Origin of the sequence: Rhizomicrobium palustre (genome assembly GCF_011761565.1) — a bacterium.
In the GTDB taxonomy this organism is placed as follows: Bacteria; Pseudomonadota; Alphaproteobacteria; order Micropepsales; family Micropepsaceae; genus Rhizomicrobium; species Rhizomicrobium palustre.
In genome coordinates, this window is record NZ_JAASRM010000001.1 from 421,714 (window position 1) to 446,130 (window position 24,417).

The window sequence follows — 24,417 nt, forward strand, 5'->3', positions numbered from 1 at the left end:
TTGATATCACGCACTGCGTCTGAACGTATAAGACATAGCGCGTAGGCGGCGTTTTTCTTGACTTTTGCCGTAGATAGTGCATACTAATACTCACCTAGCTCGCCGGTTCCCGGCGACGCAAAAGGTGCAAAGGACGGGCCCGCCCGCCGGGCCGGTCGACCCATTTGGCTGCGAGCCGGGGTCTTGATAGGGCGCTGCCTTTCGCGACAGCGCCCGCACCTTTTGTAGGGGTATAGAAATCATTCCGACAGCTTAGCGCAGACGACACCGGGATTCCTATCCCTGGTTTCGCGTGTGATGCGCAAGATGGAGTTGGGATGTGCACGCGGCTTTCCTCCCCCGCGTTGCGAGGGCGACAGAACTGGGAAATTGCGGAGAAAGCGGGGGCGGAAAGACGAGTGGCTTACGCCGCCGCGATGGCCGCTTCGGTCAGCATGGGCAGGTAGATGGTGAAGACCGTTCCCTGCCCCGCCAGCGAGCGGACATGGCAGCAACCCTGGTGGGAATCGACCACGCCATGCACCACAACAAGCCCCAGGCCGGAACCTTTGCGCCGTCCTTTGGTGGTGAAGAAGGGCTCGAAGATGCGATCCATCACTTCGGCGGGAATGCCATGGCCGTTATCGGAGACCCGCACATAGCAATAGCGCCGCGTGGGATCGATGGAGCCCAAAATCCGCTCCTCCGGCGGCAGCGCATGGGCTTTCAACACCATGAGCTCGTTGTGCTCGGCCAGCCCCGCCGAAATCACGATACGGCCCGCTTCGCCTTCACAGGCATGTATGGCGTTAACGGCAAGGTTCTGCACAAGCTGCAAAAGCTGGGCGGCATTGCCATCCACCGGCAGGGCATCCTTGGGCAGCGCCAGCGATACCGTGGCGGGCGTCTCGCTGTCGCTCGGCACGACATCAAGGCTGGTGGAGAGAAGCTGGGTCAGATCCAGCGGCGTGCGCTCCACCGAGGCGGTCCGGGCAAAGCCAAGAATTTCATCGGTCAGCGACTTGCCGCGCTTGCACACGCCCAGAATGCGCTCGGTGAGGTTGCGCTCCATGGCGTTGTCCGGCTCGGAGACGGCCGCTTTCTTTTCCAGAAGCCGCGCTTGGTTCTGAGCGAGCCCCAGGATCGCGCCGAGGATATTGTTGAAGTCATGCGCGATGCCCGCCGCCATCTGTCCCATGGCTTGCAGCTTGGCGCTTTCCTTTACCTGCTCTTCCAGGCGTTTGGCCTCCGCCAAAGCGGCGTTGCGGGCGGTGACATCTTCCACCCGCACCAGCACTTCACCGCCGGGCAAGCGGGCGCGATAAAGCTCGTAATCATGGCCCGCCAGGGTGATGGCACGATCATCCTTCTCGGCATGCAGAGGCTCGAGCACAAAAGGCAGAAGCGGCACATCACCGGTGCTTTGGGGCGAAATCGCGCGCGCCGCCGCATTGGCATATTCCACCGCACCATCCTGGCCGAGCACGAAAATGCCCTGGCTGACGCGATCCAGCCGCTCCAGCGTGCGCTGATTATAATCGAGGGCGAAGATCAGAGCGACAACCTGGGCCACCGATTTGGCGAAGGTAATCTCGCGCTCGCTCCAGGCATGGGGCGTGGGCGAGGAAATGATCAGCGAGGCCACCACATCGCCGCGATAGGCCGCCGCCACATGCAGCACGGCGCGGATATTGTAGCGCGCGAAATACTCCCGCCCGGGCTGAAAATCCGGCGCGGTCATGACATCCTCGGCAACGGAAACAAGGTCATTGCCGAGAAGGCTCGGATAGACATTCTCGATACAAGGGGGCGGTTCGGTGCCCTTGAGGTGACGGTTCACGCGCTGGTCATAGATATCGTGGAAGCGAAATCCCTGCCCGCCCTCTTCGATACGCCCTACGCAAGCCCTGGGATGGCCCATAACCCCGGCGGTCCATTCGGTAATGATCTCCAGCCGCTGGTCCAGGGATTTGTCGGAGGAGAGCGCCAGCCTGGTGATCTTGCGCAGCGCCTCCTGATGGGCGGCAAGCTCGCGATCGCTGGCGGCAATTTCAGAGCGGGTCCCCAACATGCGCTGCAGCATGGCGGCGACCACCACGATCACCACCAGCCCGAACACGCGCGACGAAATGATTTCGGGCAGGGGCCTTTGCGCCTCCCCCCCCAGGAAAGGCGCCAGAATGGTGAGTGCGGCGCCAAGCCCAGCACTCCACCACATTGGGCGGGCACCAAACGCCGCCGCGGCGGCGATCACCAGCCCATAGGAAGCGCCATCGGCAGCGCCTCTCAGAGGCGTCATGTCGAGGAGGAATATGAAGCCAGAGGAGAGCAGGATTCCCACCCCCACTAACCGGCTTTTGGTCTCGTTCTGCGGCCGCCACATTGCTTTGGTCCCGGCCCCCAACATGGAGATATTCTAGCATTACTGCCGGTAAAGTTGAAATTATTCTTAGTCGGTATCATGGTTTTTCAAATACCATTATTACAAGAAATTGCCGCGACTGCCCCGACTTGGGGCATTTGGAGCCATCGCTTGCCCCCGGGGGCCCTTTCGGCTATACGCCCGCCCTTCGTGGCTTCGGTCGCGGGAGGGCCATCAGTTTCCTAAACTGAGGGCCATGCCGGATGGTCCGGTTTCCTGCGAGCCAATGCACTTTCGGGCTTAACCCGGCCCTGGTGCACCGCAGCCCTACAAGGGAACGCGAGAATGGCTCTTTATGAGCATCTCCTGATCGCGCGCCAGGACATCAGCGCGCAGGCGGTTGACGCCCTTGCTACCCACCTCAAAACCATCGTCGAAGGCGAAGGCGGCAAGGTCGAGAAGCAGGAATATTGGGGTCTTCGTGGCCTCGCTTACCGCATCAAGAAGAACCGCAAGGGGCATTATGTGCTCCTCAACATCAACGCCCCTGCCAAGGCCGTGATCGAGCTGGAACGTCAGCTCAAGATCAACGAAGACGTCCTGCGCTTCCTGACCGTGAAGGTCGAAGCGTTCGAAGTGTCTTCGAACAAGGCGCGTCGTGACGACCGCGCCGACAAGCCGGAAGCCGAAAACACTGAGGAGCTGGTCTGATGAGCTTTGGTGGACAAGGCGGCGGCGAGCGCCGCGAACGTAGTGGTGGCGATCGCGAAGGCGGTCACGGCGGAGCCGGCGGTCAGCGCCGTCCCTTCTTCCGTCGTAAGAAGACCTGCCCCTTCTCGGGCGCGAATGCCCCGAAGATCGACTATAAGGACGTGAAGCTGCTGCAGCGCTTCATTTCCGAGCGCGGCAAGATTGTGCCGTCGCGCATCACGGCGGTCTCCGCCAAGAAGCAGCGCCTGCTCGCCAATGCGATCAAGCGCGCCCGCTTCATGGCGCTGCTCCCCTATGTGATCGACTGAGGGAGACACGACCAATGCAAGTGATCCTGCTCGAACGCGTCGAAAAGCTCGGCCAGATCGGCGACGAAGTGAAGGTGAAGGACGGCTTTGCCCGTAATTACCTGCTTCCGCAGAAGAAGGCCCTGCGCGCGACCAAGGCGAACCGTGAATACTTCGCCACCCAGAAGGCGCAGATCGAGGCCAACAACCTCGAGCGCAAGAAGGATGCCGAAGCCGTTGCCGTGAAGCTGAAGGACCAGGTGTTCGTCCTTCTGCGTCAGGCCGGCGACCGTGGCCAGCTCTATGGCTCGGTCTCCCCGCGCGATATCTCCGACATCATCACCAATGGCGGCTTCACCGTCGCCCGCACCCAGGTCCCGCTGGATAAGCCGATCAAGACCATCGGCCTGTTCCCGCTGACCGTCGTGCTGCATCCCGAAGTGCGCGTGAGCGTGACGATCAACGTCGCCCGCACCGAGGAAGAAGCCGAACGTCAGGCCCAGGGTGAGGACGTGCTGGCCGAGAAGACCGATGCCGAGGAAGCTGTGGCTGCCGCGGAAGAAGTCTTCGAAGAAGGCGCCGGCCTCAACGACGAAGAAGCGGTGGAAGAGTAAACTTCCCTCCGTCATGGCCGGGCTTGACCCGGCCATCCAGAATAGAAAAGGCCCGGAGCAATCCGGGCCTTTTTGTTTACATATATCCCTACACTCCCCTTGAGGGAGGGTCGAAATTTATCGCGAGCGGTAGCGAGCGGAAATTTCGGGGAGGGGTATGCCGAGGCGCACCCACGCACACCACCTCTCAGAACAATTCCGAACGCACCGCCTGCCTGCAGCCTCCTGTAAACGGCACGACATACCCCTCCCCGAAATTTGCTTTCACAAATTTCGACCCTCCCTCAAGGGGAGGGTAAAATCAGGCTACTTCCCCGCCCTCGTCTTCGCACGCGTTTCGAAAAAGCGTTCGCCGGGGGCGACGGTTTGGGCGGAGGTCTCTAGCGTCTGCGCGGGCGAATAGGCGGGGTAATCGACATAGCCTTTGGCGCCACCGGTATAGAAGGTGGCGCGATCCGCTGCCGCCAGCGGCGCATGGCTTTCGAAGCGCGCAACGAGATCGGGATTGGCGATATAGGCGCGCCCAAACGCCACCAGATCGGCATAGCCTTCTTCCAGCGCGCGATTGGCGCTTTCCTGGCTGTAATCGACGCCCGCGATGATGGTGCCGTGATAGAGCGGGCGGAAATAGGCCGCCACCGAAGGCGCAAAGAGCTCTTTGGGCAGATGCTCATGCGCATTGGTCGGCTCGGTGATGTGCAGATAGCCAATCGGCGAAGCATTGATGCGCGCCACGATATGGCGATAGACGGCCAAGGTCTCGTCATCGAACAGCACACCCGCAAAACCATCCGCAGCCGGATTAAGCTTCAGCCCGATACGGTCGGCGGGAAATTCCTGGCGCACCGCTTCGATCACCTCGAACAAAAAGCGGGTGCGGTTTTCGATCGAGCCGCCATACCGGTCTGTGCGCTTATTGGTGCTGGCCGATAAGAACTGCTGGATGAGATAAGCATTGGCGCCATGCAGCTCCACGCCATCAAAGCCCGCCGCCGCAGCGCGCGCCGCAGCCAGACGAAAATCCTGCACGATGGCGGCAACCTCTTCGGTTTCCAGCGCCCGCGGCGTCACGGTCGGCTTGAAGCCGTCCTGTGTGTAAGCCTTGGTTTCGGGATTGATTGCCGAGGGCGCCACCGGCAATGCGCCACCGAGCAGATCAGGATGCGAGATCGCGCCGACATGCCAAAGCTGGGCGAAGATGCGCCCGCCCGCGGCATGGATCGCGGTCGTCACCTGTTTCCAGGCCTCAGCCTGCTCGGCCGTATACATCCCCGGCACATTGATAAAGCCGATACCCTGTGTACTGACGAAGGTGCCTTCGGAGATGATCAGCCCCGCCGTGGCGCGCTGGGCATAGTATTGCGCGGTCAACCCCGTGGGCAGATTGCCGGGATTGTCGGCGCGGTTGCGCGTCATCGGCGCCATCACCACGCGGTTGGGAAGTTCGAGGGAACCAAGTTTGTAGGGGGACAGAAGCGCTTGAGACATGGGACTCTCCTTCAAGAGATGAATGGGTTCAGACGGAAGCAACGCGGCGGCGGGGCGTGGCTTCGACCACAGCCGCCAAAGCGGTGAGTGCGAGGGCGAAAGCGGCGACACCGCCCCAGCCCGCGGCGCTGTACGCTGCACCAGCCGCGGCCGAGCCGAGTGCGCCGCCGAGAAACATGCCGCTCATGAAAAGCGTGTTGAGGCGGGCGCGGGCTTCGGGCCGCAAGGCGTAGATGATGTGCTGGTTGGAGATCAGCGCGCCTTGCACGCCGAAGTTCAAAAGCGCGACGGCGAGAACCAGACCGGCGATGGAGTTCCAGAAAGCCAGCACCGCCCAAGCGACCGCCGCGAAAGCAATGCCGAGCACCACCAAGGTTTTGGGGCCGCGTGTATCGGCCATGCGTCCGGCCAAAGGCGCTGCGGCCACGCCGACAATACCAACCAGACCGAACAGGCCCGCCGCATCGGCGCCGAGGCCAAAGCGCGGCTCTTGCAGATGCAGTGCCAGCGTCGCCCAAAGCGAAGAGAAGGCCGCGAACAGGCTCGCCTGCACCAGCGTGGCTTTACGCAAAGCGGGTTCCTCGCGCCAGATATGGCCGAGCGAGGCGATCACGCTCTTATAGCGCTGACGGCTCGCGGCATGATCCTTCGGCAGCATCAGCGCCATCAACAACGTGCCCAGCAGCGTCACCGGCACGCCCAGCCAGAACATCAGCCGCCAGCCGCCATGGGCGCCTACCAGCCCCGCCAAGGTCTGGCTGAGGAGGATGCCGCCCAGAAGCCCGGCCATCACGCTGCCGACGGTCTTGCCGCGCGTATGCGGGCTCGAAAGATGCGCCGCCAAAGGAATGATGTGCTGCGCGCCGGTGGCGCCGATCCCGACCAAGAGGCTCGCCGCGATCAGCCACCCCGCGGAGGGCGCCAAAGCGGCAGCAGCCAGCGCGACCGCCAAAAGCAGGAATTGGCCCAGGATCAGTTTGCGCCGGTCCTGCAGATCGCCCAGCGGCACCAGAAGGAAAAGCCCCGCCGCATAACCCAGCTGGGTCACGGTCGGCACCAGCTTGATCAGCGGGCTATGAAAACTCGCCCCCAACAGGCCCAGCATCGGCTGATTGTAATAGATCCCGGCCACCGAGATGCCGCTGGCGAGCGCCATGGCGAAGGTCAGGCGGGGCGTAATCTGCGAAGGTTGCTGCATGGCGGGCGGCCTCTGGTTTTTGACGATCCAGAGCTACCACCCTATCGGTTTCTGCAATATACATGCGAAACGCAGTGCCAGTGTAACGGATTACGCAATAATGAACACGGAAGACGTGGCGGTGCTGGTGGCGGCGGTGGCGGCAGGCAGTCTGGCGGCGGCCGCGCGGCGCCTCGGCATCACCCCCATGGTGGCGACACGGCGGCTCGCCGCGCTGGAACGCGAGCTGGGTGTCCGGCTGATGCAGCGCACCACCCGCTCGCTGTCGCTGACGCCCGAAGGCGAAAGCTTCCTGCCCTTCGCCCAGTCGCTGGTGGAGAATGACGAGGCGGGCCGTGCGGTGCTGCGCAGCTCCACCTTGGGCGCTTCGGGGCTGTTGCGCGTCACCACCTCGCTCGCCTTTGGCCGCAAAGTTCTGGCGCCGATGATCCCGCGCCTCCTCGCCGCGCATCCCCATCTTCGCGTCGATCTCGAAATGACCGATCACCAAGTCGATATCGTCGCCTCGGGCACTGATCTTGCCATCCGCATCGCGCGGCTGAGAGATTCCAGTCTGATCGCGCGCCGCATTGCGCCTTCGGCCCGCATCTTATGCGCCGCGCCCTCTTACATCGCCGCGCGTGGACGCCCCAGCCGCTTGGAGGAATTGCTCGGCCATGATTGCCTCGCCCAAACCGGCACCACCCATTGGACCTTTCGCCAGGATGGCCGCGAACAGCGTGCCCGCGTGATGGGCCGCTTCACCTCCAACGCCATCGAGGGGCTGCATGCGGCCTGCCTGGGCGGCGCCGGCATCGCGCTCCTCTCCGAATGGAATGTGCGCGAGGATATGCGCGACGGTCGCCTCATCGAGATCACCCTTGCCGATGCCGTACCCGACGATCTTTCCATCTGGGCCGTCTACCCCACCACCAAACAAGTCCTGCCCAAACTGCGCATTTTCGTGGCGGCGCTCGAAGCGGAATTGGCGACCGCCTCCGCAAAATGAAAAGGCCCAGAAAAACCGGGCCTTTTTTTTCAACCAAATCACCAGCTGAAGCCAACGCCGACACGACCCTCAGCATATCGGCTTTGTGACGTGCTTATCGCAACACCGGCGTTCACATCCCAGCCGCCCGACACATGCGCGTAATTCAACCCCATCGCACTCTGTCCCTGCACCGTAGCCATATTGATGCCAAGCCTATTGGTCTTGCCTTCGGCCGGCGCTACAGCCACAAGCGCCGAGGCCAATGCCGACCCGATCCAGGCGTGCTTTTCGGTTTCCCGCTGGGCCACCACCAAACTCGCGACTTGATTGCTGATAATCGCCAGATCTTTGGTGACGGCAGCCATTTGCGCATTTAACGCAGTATTCTGTCCCTGCAGGTTCAAGATGGCCTGGCCCTGATTTCCGACAGTATCTTGCAGAGAAACGAGCGATTTGCCTTGCGATCCCACAAGAGCCTGCAAAGAAGCAAGCGACCCGCCCTGCGCCCCGAGCAAACTCTGCAAATTGGCAACAGAATTAGCTGAAGCGAACCGATTTAGGGAAACAAGACCAACCCCCGTCGCAAGTGCGCTTCCGGTGGGGCTGGATGATGTCGGCATCATGCCCGCTATGGCTATGTAAGCATTATTCAGATCAAGCGCAGAGCCCGACGGAGCTGGTGTGGAATCAGAGCAGTAGAGCATGCAAATACGCGCTACCTCCCCCGCACCAATATCGTAATTCGTGCCGCTCCAAGAATCTGCGTCAGCAGCTCCAAGACCAGCAACGACAGAAAAAACAGCACTGATAACGAAACGCAATCGCATGTTATCCCCACATTGAACATTGTTGAAACGTTAGAATATTCGCTACTACCGCGAAAATGAGAGGCGAGCGCTCAAAAAAGATATGAACGTAATAAAAACTTCCGTTCCTTTTGGTCGTACATGCGACATCGGGCTTGCGATACCTCTCGCGCAGAAATGAAAAAGGCCCGGATATCTCCGGGCCCTTTATCCTACCAGATGCGCACCCGGTCCTCGGGCGGCACATAGAGTTTTTCGCCGGGTTTGACGCCGAAGGCCTGATACCAATCATCGAGATTGCGCACCACGCCATCGACGCGGAAGCGGCGCGGGGAATGAGGGTCACTCGCCACCTGCCGCTTGATCGCATCATCGCGCAGCTTGCCGCGCCAGGCCTGCGCCCAGCCGAGGAAGACGCGTTGATCGCCCGTGAGCCCGTCGATCACTGGCGCGGGCTTGCCGCCCAGCGAAGCGCGATAGGCCGCCAGCGCCAGCGTCAGCCCGCCAAGATCGGCGATGTTTTCGCCCAGCGTCAGATCGCCATTGATATGCACGTCCGGCAAAGGTTCGAAAGCGGAGTATTGCGCCGCGAGCTTCTTGGCGCGCGCGACGAATTTGGCGTCGTCCTCCGCCGTCCACCAATCGCGCAGCGCACCCGCCGCATCGATCTTGCGACCCTCATCATCAAAGCCATGCGTGAGTTCATGCCCGATGATCGCGCCCGCCGCGCCGTAGTTGATCGCAGGATCGGCCTCGGCATCGAAGATCGGCGGCTGCAAAATACCGGCCGGAAAGACGATATCGCGCAAGGAGCCGTTATAGGCGTCATTGGTCTGTGGCGTCATCAACCAGTCACTACGATCCACCGGCCCATTGAGCCGCTTCACGTAAAAAGCCCAAGCATGCGCAGCGGTGCGGCGCACATTGCCGATGAGATCATCGTCGCGAATGATGAGCGCCGAATAATCGCGCGGCGTATCGGGATAGCCGACCTTGATGGTATAGGTATCGAGCTTCTTCAGCGCCTCCACCTTGGTGGCCGGGCTCATCCAATCTAGATTTTGGAGGCGGGTGCGATAGGCCGCCTTCACATGCGTGACCAGATCTTCGATTTTCTCCTTGGCGCTCGCGGGGAAATATTTCGCCGCATACATCTGACCGACGCCCCAGCCCATGCTGCCGAAATAATCGAACCGGTCGCCTGCCCCGTAATCGCCACCACTCACCGCATGCACGCCGCGTTTCCAGCGGACGGTTTCAACCTCCTGCCCCGACAGCGTCTTGTCATGCATCTCAAAGAACGCATCGGCGAAAGGCTTGGAGAGATAGGGCGAGGCATTGGCGGCGATATTGAAGGCCGCCCAGGCGCGTAAGGTGGAGAGCGGCGTCTCGCCATAGATCGCGGCGAGTTTCGGAAAGGCTGATTTTTCCGCCACCACCACACGCGAAATATCCTTCACGCCTACCTCGGCGAAAAAGCGATCCCAGGCAAAGCCCGGCGCGAAAGCTTTCAGCTCTGCGGGGCTCATCGGGTTATAGACGGCGTTGAGATCACGCTGCTGCACCTTGGTCCAGCTCGCCTCGGCGATCCTTGTTTCGAGCGCCACAACCGCCTTGGCTTCCGTCTCCGCATCAGGCCAGTTCAGCAGCGTGAGGAGCTTGAGCACAAAGGCTTCATATTGCGCCTTCTGCTTGGCAAAGCCCGCTTGCAGATAATAGTCGCGATCCGGCAACCACAGCCCGGCCTGACCGACATAGAGGGCATAGCGCGACGGGTCTTTCAGATCGGCATCGATATTGACGCCGAATAGCGAGCCTTCGAAATCGGCATTGTTGCGCCCCATCAGAGCGGCAAGATCGTCGCGCGATTTGGCGGCGCGCACCTCATCGAGAAGCGGCTTGAGCGGCGCGGCGCCAGCCTTTTCCACCGCCGCTTCCGCCATGAAGGATTTATAGAAAGCCCCGAGCTTGCCTTCGAGATCGCTGGGCGCGTGCCCGGCATGGGCGGCGGCCTCTTCCAGCAGGGCACGCTGGCGCTGCTCGGTCAAATCCGTCATCGCGATACGCAGCGTGTACATCGCCTTGTCCGCGGGGATGGCGGTTTTGTCGAGCCAGCTGCCATTGGCGTAGCGGAAAAAACTATCACCCGGCTTGGTAGCAGGATCAACACCAGCGGCATCGAAACCCCAGCTTCCATATTTCAGTTTCAAATCCTCGGCCGATCCGGCCGCGGAAACGGCCATCAGAACGGCGCCGAGGGCAACCCCGGTAAGAGCTTTGCGCAACATATCCATCACCCCAATTGCGCTCTAATTCTTCACCGATGCGAGATACGCCGCAAGCGCAATGCGATCCTTGGCGTTCAGATGCGCCACTACGGGCTGCATCTGCGCTACGGCGGGGCCTTTTCTGAAGCCGTATTGGATATTGTAGAGCTGGCGATAGAGGTAGCTCGGCGAACGGCCTGCGAGCGGCGGCGCGCTGCCAGCACCTTTCAAATCCGCGCCATGGCAGGCCGCGCAGGCCATCACGCCCGCCCCGCCCCGCGCCAGCGTCTTGCCGCGCGCGATACTGCCCGGCGGCACATAAACGGTAACCGGCAAACGCCAATCGCCCATTAGATAGCGGTTGAGGTCAGCGGGCATTTCCAGAACGCGCGCGCCAATCGGTTCAAGCCCCGCGCCTTTCACCGGCATATAGGCGAACCACACCAGCTCGGCTTTCGGCACCATGGCGGCTTCCTGCACCACCATGCGGGAGCGGTAAGGCTGGCGCGCGAAATAGGCCGCGGCCTCACGCAGATCGGCAGGCGAGAGCGCGGCAGCGATGCCAGCCATCTCCTTGGCGCAATCGCCCGCGCAGGCCCTGCGGCCCGAACGGAATTCCTCGACCTGGGCCACGATATAATCGGCGGAGAGCCCCGCCAGCGGCGCGCTATCAGGCCCGCCCGCGCCCGTCGCCAGATGACACAGCGCGCAAGGCTGAAGCTTCTTTTCTTTGCGTCCCTGCCCCACCACAGCAGGCATAGGGGTGTGATCGGCGGGAAACCAATCAGCGATGAACGCACTGTCGGCGAATTTTCCACCCGGCACTTTCAGCGTCGAGCCCGGCGCGGAGAAGAGCTTGTCTTTGGCAAGCTCAGGGCCGGGTTTCATGCCGGCAAAAGCCCATTTGGGCGGCGGATCACTCGGCGCAGCAGCACCACCGCACAGCACAAACATCGCGGCTAAAGCCGCAGCCTTCAAAACTCGCACCAAATTCCCCTGCCCCGCATACGCACCGCGATCCTAAAGGCAGAAGACTTGCCGCATCTACGTACAAATTGAACGCCTGCCGCAAAGGAGGGATCACGCCCGTTCCAGCACTGCCACATCCACCTCGGCGCGGATTGCAAAACCGAGGCTTTCATACAGCCTGATGGCGGCGCTGTTGCTGGCCCAGGCATGCAGAAAAGGCGTCTCGCCGCGCGCCGCAATCTTTGCCGCCACCACCGCCGAGAGTTTATGCGCCAAGCCATGCCCTCGAAAATCAGGATGGGTGCAGACCCCGCTCACCTCGGTAAAGCCGGGAAAGCGGAAGCGTTCGCCCGCCATCGCCGCGAGACGGCCATCGATGCGGATACCCAGAAACGCGCCCATCAGATGCGTGCGCTGAAGAAAAGGCCCAGGCTCGGTAAGCAGCGCCAATTCCAGCATCTCCGCCGCATCGTCTTCGCCCAGCGCAACAATATCCGTCTGCGGAATATTTTCGAGATCCCGCGCGGCCACCATCTGAACGCCACGCGCCCGCTTGGCCTCAACCAGTCCCTCTGGAACAACAATCTCGGGCACTTGCAGCAAATAAACTTGGCGCCCCGCCGCCACCAACTCAGCCAAGGCGGCAAGGGCCTCGGGGCTTTCATCCACCGCGCCTGCGAAAACATTCACGTCCGGCACATAGCACTTGGCGCGCGCCCCGCCTTCGGAAAAACCGGCATGAGTGGTGGTAAGGCTATTCCAAATCGGGCGATCCAGCGGATGCATCGCTTATTCCGCCGCGATCTGGCTCGGCAGACTGCCGATGCGCGCCATGTATTTTGTGCCCCATTGGCAGAGCGGCTCCAGCGTGTGGGCAAGCTCTATCCCGAAGGGCGAAAGGCTATATTCCACCCTTGGGGGCACTTCGCCGAAATCCTTGCGGGAGACGATGCCGTCCAGCTGCAGTTCCTTCAGCTCCTGGATCAGCATCTTTTCGCTGATGCCGTGAATGCTGCGGCGAAGTTCGCTGAAACGCTGCGTCTTATTGTTGGCCAGCGCCCAGAGGATCATGAATTTCCATTTGCCGCTGATGATCGCCAAAACCGCTTCCATGCCGCAAGAATATGTCTTCTTCCGTTTGCGCATAGCTGACCCTCGAAAAATCGTGGCACGAACCAAAAGGTAAGTACTGGCAGACCTCCCAAGTACACCCCAACTCTCTGGCTACGCAACACGGAACCAGAGAGAAAGATCATGACCGGCAAATTGGAAGGAAAGGTGGCACTTGTCACCGGCGGCACGACCGGCATCGGCCTTGCCATCGCCCAGGAATTTGTGAACCAGGGCGCTTATGTCTTTATTACCGGCCGGCGTGAAGCCGAACTTGCCAAAGCCAAGGAAACCATCGGACGCAACGTCACCGCCGTGCAAGGCGATGTCGCCAAGCTCGAAGACCTCGACAAGCTTTATGACGTCGTAGGGCGCGAAAAGGGCAAGCTCGATATCGTGGTCGCCAATGCCGGCATCGGCAAGCTTGCCTCGACCGCGGAAACAACGCCGGCTGATTTCGATGCCGTTTTCAACGTCAATGTCCGCGGCGTGTTTTTCACGGTGCAGAAAGCGCTCAAGCTTTTGCAGGATGGCGGCTCGGTCGTCGTGGTGGCCTCCAACGCGCAATATCTCGGCATTCCGGGCTTCGCGCCTTATTCGGCGACCAAGGCGGCGGTGCGTACCTTCGTGCGAAGCTGGGCGGCCGAATTCAAGGATCGCGGCATTCGCTTTAACACCTTGAGCCCCGGCCCGATCGACACGCCGATTTTCAACACCGTCATCCCTGATCCTGAAGCCGCCGAGGCCGCCAAGAAAGGCTTTACCGCGCAGGTTCCGCTTGGCCGCATCGGCCGCCCGGAAGAAATGGGCAAGGCGGCGCTGTTCCTGGCTTCTGATGATTCCAGTTTCTCCACGGGTATCGATCTCGTCGCGGATGGCGGCATGAGCCAAATCTAACGCCGCAAGATCTGATCAGCCTTCCCTCTCCCCCCAAGGGCAAGGCTTGTGGAGACGAATGGCCGGGTCCCCCTCCCCCGGCCATTCGCTTTTTATGTTCCTGGCCTCAGCTCGTGTTTGCCGAAGGTCACGACATGGGTGACTTCACCGTCGGCGCCCAGCGGCAGCACCACGGCTTCGCGCTGGATGAATTTGGTGACCCCGCCATCCAGGCCCGAGGTGACGCGATAGCCATGCGGTAACCCATCAAGGGCGGTCCGGCGATAACGCTCCATCCAGCCCGGAAAGACGGTCGGCGCCTCCAGAATAATATCGCTCAACAAACGATGATTGAGGGGCACGTCATAGGCGCGCTGCACCTCGTCCCCCACAATGGACATCATGAAATCGGCGGCCCCATCGATGACCTGGATCAGGACAAGGTGGCGCAGAATGTCCCGGATCGGCTGGGGGCGCATGTCCGAGCGGGTCGGATAAGGCCGCGCGCCGCACAGGCTAAGCCAATAGCGATACCCCGCCACCACGGGCTTGGCTTCCATCTGCTCGACGGGGATTTCTTCGAAGGACGATTTGGCGGGCACGTAAAGCACCATCGCACAGCCCCTTTTGACCGAACTACCGCGTAGCGGCAGGACCTTCAAAACGAAGTTAAACGAGTAGCTAAAATACGTATTCGCTACGATCCGCCGCAGTGTACGGACGTATTATCCCGCCACCGCCACCCCGATCAGCTTGCCGATGGCAAAGGTTAAGGCCGCCGCACCAAAGCCAAAGCCAAGCGAGCGCAGGGCCAGCTTGAACGCCGATCCGCCGGTGAACAGGGCGGTCGCTGCGCCAATGCCCATCAGCGCGAGGCCGCTGACGAAAAGGCTGCCGGCTACCGCCGCTAGGCCGCTAAAGCCAAAAAGATAGGGTAAAATCGGGAAAATCGCCCCCGCCGCGAAAAGGCCGAAAGAGGTGCCCGCCGCGGCCCAGGGCGAGCCACCAAGCTCGGCCGGATCGATGCCCAGCTCCTCGCGCGCCAGGGTGTCGAGGGCGCTTTCCTTGTTGGAAATAAGCTGCGCTGCCATAGTGCGGGCGGTGTCCTCTGGAATGCCCTTGGCCTGATAGATCAGGGCGAGCTCTTCCTGCTCTTCCTCCGGAACTTGGGCCAATTCCTCGGCCTCGGCGGCGATCTGGCGTTCATAGCTTTCGCGCGCGGTGGCAACAGACAGCCATTCCCCCATCGCCATCGAACAAGCCCCAGCCGCGAGACCTGCGAGCCCGGTCATTAGCACCACATGGCTGGAGAGCGCCGCGCCCGCGACCCCCATCACCAGGCTAAGATTGGAAACCAGCCCGTCATTGGCGCCCAGCACCGCCGCCCGCAAGGCATTGCCACCCAGGCCGCGATGGCGCCCTTCCAGCCGCGCGAGGCTACCCACCTCCGCCACCGTATTCCCGCCGCCCGCCAGCGCGTTGATGATACGGGCATGGCTGCGTTCGGCTTGCGGCAGGCCTCCCGCGACCGCTTCCGTCTGCTTGTCATATTGGCCGCTATCGATCTGCTCCAGCGTGTTTACCGTGGGCAGCACCATGCCCGGCCCGAAACGCCGCGCCAGGAATGACAAAAGCCGCGAGCGGAGGCTGGGCCTTAGCGACGGCACGCGATGTCCCGCCTTTTCCAGCTCGCGCGCCCAGAAGGCGGCATGCTCCTCCTCCACGGCGGCGAGTTTGACATAGATCTGGGCAAGCTGCGGGTTGGCCTCGGCCTCCGAAAGCGCGCGATAAAGGGCGGCGCTATCGATTTCGCCTTGGATATTGGCGGTGAAGCGGGAGCGATCGCTTTGTGGCTCGGCCATGGAGTGTCCCCTGTTTGGGCGAGGTTAACCCTATCCTGGTCCGCGCGAAACCGTGGTGTCCCGGATACGTTGCCTTGGGATGAAAAATGCTAGACTGCGCCGATGCAATACCGCTTCGCAGCTCTGGCCTTAGCCCTCCTCCTCGCCGCCGCGCCCGCGGTTGCCAAGTCGCATAAGCACGCCGAGGAAAGCAAAGCCCCGGCCCTTTCCATGGCGGGCGAGGCCTGCACCAGAGAGGGCGCCTTTGGCCGTCTCTTCCCGCGCGGTTATAGCGGCCATATCGACGCCACCGTCTCCGAGGAATGGGAGCCTTTCGGCAAGCTCACTGGCGAGCGCGGGCGGATCGTCGCTATCGCATCGTTCCGTGGAGCGGGCGACAGTTTCGAAGAAGACAGCGCCAAGGCTGCCGCTTTCCTCAAAGCCTTCGACCATGCGGTGAAAGCGGCGGGGCATTTCCCGGATCGCAAAAGCCACGAGGATGGCGTCGAGTATCACAGCAGCCATGAGCCGGACACCGGCCTTGCATTCCTGATCCGCCAAGACGACGAGATCATCACCGCGAGCTGTATCGCGCTTGAACGCTAAGATGCGCCGCGCGCTATTTCTCTCACCGCTGTTTTTCGCGGTTGCGGCCTCAGCGAGTTCGCCGGAACCTGATCGCGCGGCCATCGCTGCCGTTGCGGAGACCTGCAATTCTGAAGGCGCTTTCGGCTACCATTTCGGCGAGAAGAATGCACAGCCGCGCGACACCGGCATTTCGCCTTTCGAGATTGAAGGTCTCAACACGCAACGCGATGGGCTGTTCGAAGTATCGGCGGCGGCCTGGTTCGGCAAAGCCCCGATGTCCGATGAGGATCGTCGCGCGCTTACCACCTGGGTCTATCATGCCATCGAAACCCAAGTGACCGCCCGCCGCCACTTCGCCATTCGGGCCCAGCATAAGGATGGCGTCACCTATTATTCCGATCCTGACATCAAAAAAGGCTTTGCGCTCGATCTCTCCCGCGATCCCTTGCGGGTCAGGATCGTCTGCAGCGATCAGAGCCTGAAACGCAAAGCCTGGAAACAGGTCAAAGGCGTGGACGGAGCCAGCACAGACACCCCCACGCCCTGACTGCGCAGCGTCGGGTTTTGTGCTATACTCGCGCCCATGAACGAAAGCCGCCCCGTCAAGCTGACCCGCGTCGGTGATGACCAGATCGTGGAAATCCCCGCCGAATTCGCCCTCCCGGGCGAAGAAGCCATCCTGCGCAAGGAGGGGGATAAGCTGATCATCGAAACGCCCCGGCGGAAAGGGTCGCTGAAAGAATGGCTTTCCACCCTGGAGCCGATTGAGGAAGAGTGGCCGGACATCCCTGACCTGCCAGCAGAGCCGGTTGATCTGTGATGTACCTGCTCGACACGAATATCGTCTCTGACATTTTACGAAATCCCCGCGGCCGCGCAGCGGCAAAGGTTCGAAGCCTCGCCGAAGGTGAAGCCGCTGTCAGCATTATCGTCGCAAGTGAGCTGAGATTTGGCGTTCAGAAAAAAGGAGCGCCCGCATTAGAGAGCTTGGTCGAAGGCTTTCTCCTGCGCGTTCCGGTATTGCCGCTCGCGATGCCTGCCGACAGGCTTTATGCCAAGTTGAGATGCGATCTTGAAATCGCCGGCACGCCGATCAGCGCCAATGACATGTTGATCGCTGCCCATGCACTCGCACTCGACGCAACACTGGTCACCGATAATGAACGCGAATTCTCGCGCGTCGAAGGCCTGAAGCTCGAGAACTGGCTGCACTAAATGAAACAGCCGCGCCCGGTGAAGAGCGCGGCCGTCAAACGCATCTAGATCACGCCTTACTTCGGCTGGAAGGCGATGGAAGTCAGGCCATTGACCGGCAGCTGCGGGTTCCTGAGATTGAGCGGGCCATTGCGGTCGTATTCGACCAGCGAATTGCCTTCGCCCAGATGCCAGGCCAGACGCACCATGAAGCCGCTGCTGTTCAGCGACCGGCCAAGCGCGTTGATGTTCGACTGGGTGTAGGCAGCCGACACCGAGACCGGCAATTCGTTTGAGATCAGATACTCCGGCCCGATCTCAAAATTCGACCAATGCAGGCTCGACACCGTGCTGTAGGACGCATCGGCATTCAAGGCGAGGTTCGGCGTCACGTAATAGCTCGCGCCGCCGCCATAATAACCGCCGTCGCCGCCGAGCGGGCCGACATTACCGCTGATGCCGCCGCCGCGCAGGCGCAAGGTCAGATCCGGCATGGCATAGAACTCACCGATCAAACCGTAATTGCCATAACCGGCATTCACGCCCAGCGCGCGCGAGGAATTGTAGCCGCCCGCGAAACCGAGCGCATAATTATAATCGCGCAAGGTCAGCGCGCCGCCGGAAGCCCAGGTATCAACCGGGATGCTCTTGGAGCGGTTTTCCGAATAATCGGCATAACCCTGCACGTTCAAACGCGCGCCATACATGTTCAAGTCAGGGAACGCGTAGTTGGCTGCGCCGCCGAAGTCATAGGCGTGGTTCGACGCGCCCTTCACATCGGAATAGTTGTAGCCCCCCGTAACCGTCCCGCTGAACCCAGTCCAGTCCGTCGCGTTCGCGGACGTGGCAACAATGGCAGCGGCCCCCAGCATAAGCATCGTAAAGCGCATGATGTACTCCATACTTGTGATACGCGTGAAGCTCGTCACGCGGTAACGACAGAAATGGGAAGTACGATCCGCGTTCGCAAGCTTTAAGGGCGCGTCTCTGCAATACATCGTCGCGAACGCGATCTTTTGACAACACATTTGACTGTGTGAAACCGCAAAGCACGTGATGCTTGCAGTTTATTGCAGTGTCGTCATTACAACATCGTCACTACACGGAGTGTTGCTGAATGAGATCCCAGCGATTGCCATAAAGGTCTTCAAAAACCGCAACGCTGCCATACGTTTCATGCCGAGGCGATTCGATAAAATGAACGCCGCGTTCCACAAAAGCCGCATAATCACGTGTGAAATCGTCTGTCTCTAAAAACAGGAACACGCGTCCGCCACCTTGCTGACCGATGCATGCAATTTGTTCCGGCGTCACAGCTTTGCCCAAAAGAAGTCGCACGGATTCCTCTTTCGGCCCTATACGCACCCAGCGCTTGCCCTTGCCAAGATCAGTGTCTTCCACCACGACAAAGCCAAGCTTCTCAGTGAACCACGCGATGGCTTCATCGTAATCACGCACGAGATAGGTGAAGTGGGGAATGCGAAGAGACATGCGGAACACCTTTGATGAAGTGATGTGAACACTCACCCTCCCCTTGAGGGAGGGCTATCGCTTTTAGGTTTATCAGCCACCTGTTGTCATCCCGGACGCGCCCGCGAAGATCGCGTTATCTGGCACAAGGGCGGGATCCGGGACCCACTCAGAAATCTGAACATTGTCGAAGTGGGTCCCGGCTCTACGCGCGCTCTGCTTCGCAATGCGCACTGCGGCCGGGATGACAGCTTGGGTTAATTCTTCCAAAGGCGAAAGTATTGCCTAGGGGCGGGTGCAGCCCCGCGCACACCACACCACCTCAACAGGAATTTTCTCCCACACCCCAAGCGGCAAACCGCCCGCTCCACTGCCCTCGTTCTGCCCCAGCCTTCATCGTATAGTGCCCGCCTTCACTTTGGAGCCATTCCAATGTCCGCACAGGTCCAGTCCAAGCGCATCTCGGTGCCCCAGATCCGCGCCCGCAAGGGTGGCGAGCCCATCGTCTGCCTGACCTGCTACCACGCCCATACCGCGCGCCTCCTCGACGAGCATGTCGATCTGATGCTGGTGGGCGACAGCCTGGGCATGGTGATCCATGGGCTGGAGACCACGCTCGGCGTCACCATGGAAATGATGATCCTGCACGGCCAGGCGGTGATGCGCGGCGCCAAGAAGGCGCTGGTGGTGGTGGACATGCCCTTCGGCTCCTATGAAGAATCGCCGCAGCTCGCCTTCAAGAACGCCGCCCGGATTCTGGCCGAGACCGGCTGCCAGGCGGTGAAGCTGGAAGGCGGTGTCGCCATGGCCGAGACGGTTGCTTATCTGACCAGCCGCGGCATTCCGGTGATGGGCCATATCGGCCTCACCCCCCAGCGCATCCAGATTTTCGGCGGCTTCAAGACGCAGGGCCGCACCGAAGCCGAATGGCCCGCCATCGAAGCCGATGCCAAGGCGATTGCCGAGGCGGGCGCCTTCGCCCTCACTTTGGAAGGCATGGCCGAGCCGCTGGCCGCCAAAATCACTAAGGAAATCACCATTCCCACCATCGGAATCGGCGCCTCGCCGCTCTGCGACGGGCAAATCCTGGTGATGGAAGACATGCTGGGACTCAACCCGACCCCGCCCAAATTCGTGCGCCAATATGCTGAGATGGGCGCCGATATCGAGGCGGCGGTGAAGGCCTATGCGGCGGATGTCCGCGCCCGCACCTTCCCGGGCAAGGAAAACGTCTATCCGATGAAAAAAGCCGGGTAACGCTGGCCTCGAGAATCCGCTAGAACCGTCTCAAGCCGTAACCCTGTTGGCCGATTGGGCTTTCCGGGGCGGGTAAAATATCGTCAAGTTGCGCTTGGCCGCCGGGCCGGGTTATTACCCTGCCCGGTCAAGGTCTTGTCCTCCCGAAAGGAATTTCCCGTGTCCGATATTTTCCATGAAGTCGAGGAGGAGGTCCGCCAGGAGCGGCTCCGGCTATGGTGGAAAAAATACGGCGATTACGTCATCGCTGGCGTTTCCGTCGTGGTGATCGGCATTGCCGGCTACAAGCTGTGGCAGACCTGGGACCAGCGCGAGCGCCTCAAGGCCTCCGCCAATTTCCAATCCGCGATTCAGATGTCGCAAGCCGGGCAGAGCGACCTTGCCGCCCAGGCCTATGGCAATATCGCCAAGAAGGCGCCGGGTGGTTACGCCCTGATCGCCCAGCTCGCTCAGGCCGATGAATTGCAGGCTTCGGGCCGCATCAACGACGCGGTGGCGATCTATATGAAGCTCGCCGATACCACGAAGGGCGGTCTTGGTGATGTCGCGCGCATGCGCGCCGCCTGGGCCCAGGCCGATACCGCCTCGACCCAGAAGCTGAAAGACCTTCTCGCTCCGCTCAACGATGGCAAATCGCAGTGGCGCTTCATGGCGCAAGAACTGATCGCCTATCGCGCCATGCATGACGACAAGGCCAAAGAGGCGCTCACGATCTATAAGAGCCTCGCCGCCGATACCAATGCCCCGGGCTCCATCCGCCAGCGCGCGGGCGCCCTTGCCAGCATGATCGAGACCTCCGGCGGCAAAGATTTCGGCAGCGTTCCGGAAGCGGCCAAACCGGCTCTTCCGGCTCTCCCCCAAGCGGAAGCCCACTAATGATGAAAGCGCGTACATTCGGCGCCGTATCCCTGGTGCTTGGCCTTTCGCTCGTGGTGAGCGGCTGCGCCATCACCGATCAGGTGGGCAAATGGTTCTCCTCGCCGCACAAATCCAAAATCCGCGGCGAGCGCATCTCGATCCTGACCAATGATGAATCGGTCAAACCCGATGCCACGCTGAAGGACATCAAGGTCCAGCTTCCGGCGCCTTATAAGAACACCGAATGGCCCCAGCCCGGCGGCTTCGCGGCCAATGTGATGCATCACCTCTCGGCCCCTGGCCCGCTCAAGGTCTTGTGGGAAGCCGATGCAGGCGCGGGCTCGGCCACGCGCTCGCGCCTCACCGCCTCGCCGGTGGTGGCGGGCAACATGATCTATACGCTCGATGCCAAGGCCCGCGTCTATGCCATCAACGCCACGAATGGCGAAGAAGCCTGGCACAGCTTTGTCGGCCCCAAGGGCGAGCAGGATTGGGTGAACTTCCTCACCCTTGGCATGTTCGGCAAGGACACCCGCATTGATCCCTCCAAGGGCGCGGGCGGCGGTATCGCCTATGACAATGGCCGCATCTTCGCGACCTCGGGCTTTGGCGATGTCGTGGCGCTGGATGCCAAGACCGGCAAGGAAATCTGGCGTGCCAGCTTCGGCGTGCCAATCTCCAATGCCCCGGTGGTCAGCGGCGGACGCGTCTTCGTCTCCTCCATCGACAACCACATGCATGCGCTGGCCACGACCAATGGCCGCGAGTTGTGGGACCAGCAGGGCATCAGCGAATCCGCAGGGATCATGGTGTCCACCAGCGCTGCCGTGTATGGCGAATTCGTCATCGCCCCCTACTCCTCGGGCGAGGTTTATGCCTTGCGCGTGCAGAACGGGCGTCCGGCCTGGAACGACATGCTGACCCGCAGCCATGGCGTCACCGCGCTCTCGGAAATCGACGACATTGCCGGGAAGCCAGTGGTCGACCGCGGCCTTGTCTTCGCCATCTCCCATTCGGGCGTGATGGCGGCGATCCAGCTTGAAAGCGGCGACCGCCAGTGGTCGCGCGATCTTGGCGGCATCCAGACCCCTTGGGTGGCGGGCGATTACGTTTATATCGTCACCCTGGAAAACCAGCTGATGTGCCTCACCCGCAAGGAAGGCAAGGTGAAGTGGATTCACCAGCTGCCGCGCTGGACCGATCCGGAAGACACCTCTTCCGACCCGATCGTCTGGTCCGGCCCGGTTCTGGCCTCCGACCGGCTGATCGTGGTGTCCTCTGATGGCTATGCCGAAGCGGTCTCGCCCTATACGGGGCAGCTGATCGGGCGCATGGAAATCCCGGAAAAGGCGTTTATCGCCCCGGTTGTCGCCAACGACACGCTCTATCTCTACACCAACGACGGCACCCTGGTGGCGTTGAAGTAAATTCCCCTCCCCTTGAGGGCGGGTTTTCGGGAGGGGTCGCGCCAGGCGCTGCCCCTCCTTCCTTTTTGAACCCTCTGGCCTTTTTGAATCGCCCCAGGGCCGTGCTAGGAAGTGGTATGTCTCTTACCGTTGCCATCGTCGGACGCGCCAATGTCGGCAAATCCACCCTTTTCAATAAGCTGGTGGGCCGCAAACTCGCGCTTGTGCACGACACCCCCGGCGTCACCCGCGACCGCCGCGAGGCGCCCGCCACGCTCGGCCCCCTCACCTTCACCGTGATCGATACCGCCGGTATCGAGGCGGGCGGCAAGGATAGTCTCGAACTGCGCATGGCGGCGCAAAGCTATGCCGCCGTCGCCGATGCCGATGTCTGCCTCTTCGTCTTCGATGCCCGCGAAGGCATTGTCACCGCCGATCAGATCGTGGCGCAGTATTTGCGCAAAGCCGGTAAGCCCGTGGTGCTGGTGGCCAACAAATGCGAGGCGCGCTTCAGCTCCGCCTCCGAGGCGTGGTCGCTGGGCTTTGGCGAGCCTTTGCAGATTTCCGCCGAGCACAATATCGGCTTTGCCGACATCCTTGAGGCCTTGATGCCTTTCGCCGAACAGGCGGACGCCGACGACAAAGCCGCCGAGGATGAAGCCAACAAGCCCTTGCGCCTTGCCATTGTCGGGCGCCCGAATGTCGGCAAATCCTCGCTCTTCAATCTTTTACTCGGCAGCGAGCGCGCTCTCACCGGCCCCGAAGCGGGCATTACGCGTGACGCCATCGCCGCCCATTGGCAGGCTGAGGGCCGCGATATCCTGCTCCACGATACCGCAGGCCTGCGCAAGAAAGCCCGCGTCGCCGGTCATACCCTGGAAGAGATGAGCGTCGGCTCCACGCTGGATGCCGTGCGCTTTGCCGATTGCGTGGTGGTGGTGATCGATGCCACCCAGCCCTTCGAGAAGCAGGATCTCATCATCGCCGATCTGATCGAACGCGAAGGCCGCGCCATCCTCTTCGCAGTCAACAAATTCGATCTTCTGGAAAACAAGGCGGGCGCGATTTCCAAGCTGCGCGACAAGCTCGACGCCAGCCTGCCGCAAGTGGCCGGCGCGCCCTTGATCGCCACCTCAGCCACCACTGGCGAAGGCCTCGACCGTCTCTTGCCTGCCGTGCTGGCCGCCGATCGCGCCTGGAATGCCCGCGTGCCCACCGCGACCCTTAATCGCTTCCTGGAAGACGCGCTGGAGCGCCACGCTCCGCCTGCCGTCTCTGGCCGCCGGGTGAAAATCCGCTACATGACCCAGCCCAAGAGCCGCCCGCCGACCTTTGCCCTCTTCGGCAATCAGCTCGACGCCCTGCCGGACGCCTATATCCGCTATCTGACGAATGGCCTGCGCGATACCTTCCACCTCGAAGGCACGCCCTTACGCTTCCTCCTGCGCAGCACAAAGAATCCGTACGCGGATAAGAAGTCGGATAAGAAGTAGGGGGCACTTGCCCTAGCTGTCATCCCGGCCAAGCGCTGCGGCACGATCTTCTACAGTGTGCCACGCCGATTGGCGCAGCGCGCAGAGCCGGGACCCACTCCAACACCGATCAGATTTAAAAGTGGCTCCCGGGTCTCACATCCGCCGCGCTGCGCCGGATGATCGCCCGGGATGACAGATTGGTTTGAAGATGCGGCCAGCGGCCGTATCACCCCTCCGCCTTGCGCAAAGCCGCTGCCCGCCGCCTGACAAACCGTGCTTTGACCTCATCGTTCGGAAGCGCCGGACGCATATCCTCAAGAGCCTCGCGGACCTTGGCCTTAAACCAAGCATCGTGAGCAGTCTTGTCGTGGATCAGCTCGAAAGGCAGCGCCCCTTCCTTGGCGGTGCGCGTCAGAAGAATGCGAACCGCATCGGAGATGGTCAGGCCGACGCCTTCCAGCACCGCCGCCGCCTGCTCTTTCACTTCGGGATCAATGCGCGCCTGGATCAGAGAGTTGCTGCTGCTCATGGGGGCTCCTTTGGCAGCAGTGTGATTCATTTGAATGACAATGTCATTTCCACCTTTTCTACCCGCAAAGAGCAGAGCGAGAGAAATCATGGCGTCAACTCTCGGCATTAATTGGCGAACACCAATGCCCCACTACTAGCTAGTTTCTTGGGACGAGTGGAA

At 61.3% G+C, this 24,417-nt stretch carries 26 protein-coding genes; 13 read left to right on the top strand and 13 right to left on the bottom strand.

The window, feature by feature from the left end; translation table 11 throughout:
* Nucleotides 1-403 precede the first annotated feature (403 nt).
* Complete coding sequence (locus FHS83_RS01795) at nucleotides 404-2,386, bottom strand: ATP-binding protein (protein WP_167080283.1); 1,983 nt, start codon at nucleotides 2,384-2,386, stop codon at nucleotides 404-406.
* Between the two features lie 300 nt (nucleotides 2,387-2,686).
* Here FHS83_RS01795 and rpsF point away from each other — a divergent pair, with 300 nt between their 5' ends.
* The 3 genes from rpsF to rplI are packed head-to-tail and all read left to right on the top strand — an operon-like array spanning nucleotide 2,687 to nucleotide 3,953.
* Nucleotides 2,687-3,052 (top strand): 30S ribosomal protein S6, encoded by a 366-nt coding sequence (gene rpsF, locus FHS83_RS01800; RefSeq protein WP_167080285.1) that lies wholly within the window; start codon nucleotides 2,687-2,689, stop codon nucleotides 3,050-3,052.
* Nucleotides 3,052-3,360 carry a 30S ribosomal protein S18 gene (gene rpsR / locus FHS83_RS01805; RefSeq protein WP_167080287.1) on the top strand — a complete coding sequence of 103 codons (309 nt, stop codon included), beginning with the start codon at nucleotides 3,052-3,054 and terminating at the stop codon, nucleotides 3,358-3,360. Before rpsF ends, rpsR begins: the two co-directional genes overlap by 1 nt.
* Before the next feature lie 14 nt (nucleotides 3,361-3,374).
* Nucleotides 3,375-3,953, top strand: a complete 579-nt coding sequence (gene rplI / locus FHS83_RS01810) for a 50S ribosomal protein L9 (RefSeq protein WP_167080289.1) — start codon at nucleotides 3,375-3,377, stop codon at nucleotides 3,951-3,953.
* A gap of 306 nt (nucleotides 3,954-4,259) precedes the next feature.
* Here the strand turns inward: rplI and FHS83_RS01815 are convergent, their stop codons facing one another.
* Both FHS83_RS01815 and FHS83_RS01820 read right to left on the bottom strand, forming a co-directional pair.
* Nucleotides 4,260-5,441 (bottom strand): alkene reductase, encoded by a 1,182-nt coding sequence (locus tag FHS83_RS01815; protein ID WP_167080291.1) that lies wholly within the window; start codon nucleotides 5,439-5,441, stop codon nucleotides 4,260-4,262.
* A 28-nt stretch (nucleotides 5,442-5,469) separates the two neighbouring features.
* Entirely contained in the window at nucleotides 5,470-6,639 is a 1,170-nt protein-coding gene (locus FHS83_RS01820) for an MFS transporter (RefSeq protein ID WP_167080293.1), read from the bottom strand.
* A 100-nt stretch (nucleotides 6,640-6,739) separates the two neighbouring features.
* Here FHS83_RS01820 and FHS83_RS01825 point away from each other — a divergent pair, with 100 nt between their 5' ends.
* Nucleotides 6,740-7,627, top strand: coding sequence for a LysR family transcriptional regulator (locus FHS83_RS01825; protein ID WP_167080295.1), 888 nt, complete (start codon nucleotides 6,740-6,742; stop codon nucleotides 7,625-7,627).
* 38 nt (nucleotides 7,628-7,665) lie between these two features.
* Here the strand turns inward: FHS83_RS01825 and FHS83_RS01830 are convergent, their stop codons facing one another.
* From FHS83_RS01830 to FHS83_RS01850, 5 genes are all read right to left on the bottom strand, one after another.
* Complete coding sequence (locus tag FHS83_RS01830; RefSeq protein WP_167080296.1) at nucleotides 7,666-8,436, bottom strand: YadA-like family protein; 771 nt, start codon at nucleotides 8,434-8,436, stop codon at nucleotides 7,666-7,668.
* A gap of 191 nt (nucleotides 8,437-8,627) precedes the next feature.
* Nucleotides 8,628-10,703 (bottom strand): M13 family metallopeptidase, encoded by a 2,076-nt coding sequence (locus FHS83_RS01835; protein WP_167080298.1) that lies wholly within the window; start codon nucleotides 10,701-10,703, stop codon nucleotides 8,628-8,630.
* A gap of 21 nt (nucleotides 10,704-10,724) precedes the next feature.
* Nucleotides 10,725-11,669 carry a c-type cytochrome gene (locus FHS83_RS01840; RefSeq protein WP_167080300.1) on the bottom strand — a complete coding sequence of 315 codons (945 nt, stop codon included), beginning with the start codon at nucleotides 11,667-11,669 and terminating at the stop codon, nucleotides 10,725-10,727.
* A 93-nt stretch (nucleotides 11,670-11,762) separates the two neighbouring features.
* Nucleotides 11,763-12,437, bottom strand: coding sequence for a GNAT family N-acetyltransferase (locus FHS83_RS01845; RefSeq protein WP_167080302.1), 675 nt, complete (start codon nucleotides 12,435-12,437; stop codon nucleotides 11,763-11,765).
* Between the two features lie 3 nt (nucleotides 12,438-12,440).
* Nucleotides 12,441-12,797, bottom strand: a complete 357-nt coding sequence (locus FHS83_RS01850) for a winged helix-turn-helix transcriptional regulator (protein ID WP_167080304.1) — start codon at nucleotides 12,795-12,797, stop codon at nucleotides 12,441-12,443.
* A gap of 108 nt (nucleotides 12,798-12,905) precedes the next feature.
* Between FHS83_RS01850 and FHS83_RS01855 the strand changes: the two genes are divergently transcribed.
* Nucleotides 12,906-13,658, top strand: a complete 753-nt coding sequence (locus FHS83_RS01855) for an SDR family NAD(P)-dependent oxidoreductase (RefSeq protein WP_167080306.1) — start codon at nucleotides 12,906-12,908, stop codon at nucleotides 13,656-13,658.
* A 92-nt stretch (nucleotides 13,659-13,750) separates the two neighbouring features.
* Here FHS83_RS01855 and FHS83_RS01860 read toward each other — a convergent pair whose 3' ends face one another.
* Entirely contained in the window at nucleotides 13,751-14,251 is a 501-nt protein-coding gene (locus FHS83_RS01860; protein ID WP_167080308.1) for a PAS domain-containing protein, read from the bottom strand.
* 111 nt (nucleotides 14,252-14,362) lie between these two features.
* Nucleotides 14,363-15,499: a VIT1/CCC1 transporter family protein gene (locus FHS83_RS01865; RefSeq protein WP_167080310.1), complete on the bottom strand. Its 1,137-nt coding sequence runs from the start codon at nucleotides 15,497-15,499 to the stop codon at nucleotides 14,363-14,365.
* A gap of 102 nt (nucleotides 15,500-15,601) precedes the next feature.
* Between FHS83_RS01865 and FHS83_RS01870 the strand changes: the two genes are divergently transcribed.
* From FHS83_RS01870 to FHS83_RS01885, 4 genes are read left to right on the top strand one after another with little or no spacing between them, the layout of a single operon-like run.
* The gene (locus tag FHS83_RS01870; protein WP_167080312.1) at nucleotides 15,602-16,084 is read left to right on the top strand and encodes a hypothetical protein; all 483 of its coding nucleotides are present in this window, start codon (nucleotides 15,602-15,604) and stop codon (nucleotides 16,082-16,084) included.
* A gap of 1 nt (nucleotide 16,085) precedes the next feature.
* Nucleotides 16,086-16,613: a hypothetical protein gene (locus tag FHS83_RS01875; protein WP_167080314.1), complete on the top strand. Its 528-nt coding sequence runs from the start codon at nucleotides 16,086-16,088 to the stop codon at nucleotides 16,611-16,613.
* Between the two features lie 36 nt (nucleotides 16,614-16,649).
* Nucleotides 16,650-16,886, top strand: coding sequence for an antitoxin (locus FHS83_RS01880; protein WP_167080316.1), 237 nt, complete (start codon nucleotides 16,650-16,652; stop codon nucleotides 16,884-16,886).
* Nucleotides 16,886-17,281 carry a type II toxin-antitoxin system VapC family toxin gene (locus FHS83_RS01885; RefSeq protein ID WP_167080318.1) on the top strand — a complete coding sequence of 132 codons (396 nt, stop codon included), beginning with the start codon at nucleotides 16,886-16,888 and terminating at the stop codon, nucleotides 17,279-17,281. Before FHS83_RS01880 ends, FHS83_RS01885 begins: the two co-directional genes overlap by 1 nt.
* A 56-nt stretch (nucleotides 17,282-17,337) precedes the next feature.
* On the opposite strand, the gene FHS83_RS01890 is transcribed toward FHS83_RS01885, so the two are convergent.
* A complete protein-coding gene (locus tag FHS83_RS01890) occupies nucleotides 17,338-18,150 on the bottom strand; it encodes a hypothetical protein (RefSeq protein WP_167080320.1) in 813 nt (270 codons plus the stop codon).
* 208 nt (nucleotides 18,151-18,358) lie between these two features.
* Nucleotides 18,359-18,751 carry a VOC family protein gene (locus tag FHS83_RS01895; protein WP_167085189.1) on the bottom strand — a complete coding sequence of 131 codons (393 nt, stop codon included), beginning with the start codon at nucleotides 18,749-18,751 and terminating at the stop codon, nucleotides 18,359-18,361.
* 411 nt (nucleotides 18,752-19,162) lie between these two features.
* On the opposite strand from FHS83_RS01895, the gene panB reads away from it, so the two are divergent.
* From panB to der, 4 genes are all read left to right on the top strand, one after another.
* The gene (gene panB, locus FHS83_RS01900) at nucleotides 19,163-19,987 is read left to right on the top strand and encodes a 3-methyl-2-oxobutanoate hydroxymethyltransferase (RefSeq protein ID WP_167080322.1); all 825 of its coding nucleotides are present in this window, start codon (nucleotides 19,163-19,165) and stop codon (nucleotides 19,985-19,987) included.
* A 159-nt stretch (nucleotides 19,988-20,146) separates the two neighbouring features.
* Nucleotides 20,147-20,863: a tetratricopeptide repeat protein gene (locus FHS83_RS01905; protein ID WP_167080324.1), complete on the top strand. Its 717-nt coding sequence runs from the start codon at nucleotides 20,147-20,149 to the stop codon at nucleotides 20,861-20,863.
* Nucleotides 20,863-22,272, top strand: a complete 1,410-nt coding sequence (locus tag FHS83_RS01910) for a PQQ-binding-like beta-propeller repeat protein (RefSeq protein ID WP_167080326.1) — start codon at nucleotides 20,863-20,865, stop codon at nucleotides 22,270-22,272. Before FHS83_RS01905 ends, FHS83_RS01910 begins: the two co-directional genes overlap by 1 nt.
* Nucleotides 22,273-22,388: 116 nt before the next feature.
* A complete protein-coding gene (gene der / locus FHS83_RS01915) occupies nucleotides 22,389-23,744 on the top strand; it encodes a ribosome biogenesis GTPase Der (protein ID WP_167080328.1) in 1,356 nt (451 codons plus the stop codon).
* A 208-nt stretch (nucleotides 23,745-23,952) separates the two neighbouring features.
* Here der and FHS83_RS01920 read toward each other — a convergent pair whose 3' ends face one another.
* Entirely contained in the window at nucleotides 23,953-24,255 is a 303-nt protein-coding gene (locus tag FHS83_RS01920; protein WP_167080330.1) for a type II toxin-antitoxin system RelB/DinJ family antitoxin, read from the bottom strand.
* Between the last annotated feature and the right edge of the window lie 162 nt (nucleotides 24,256-24,417).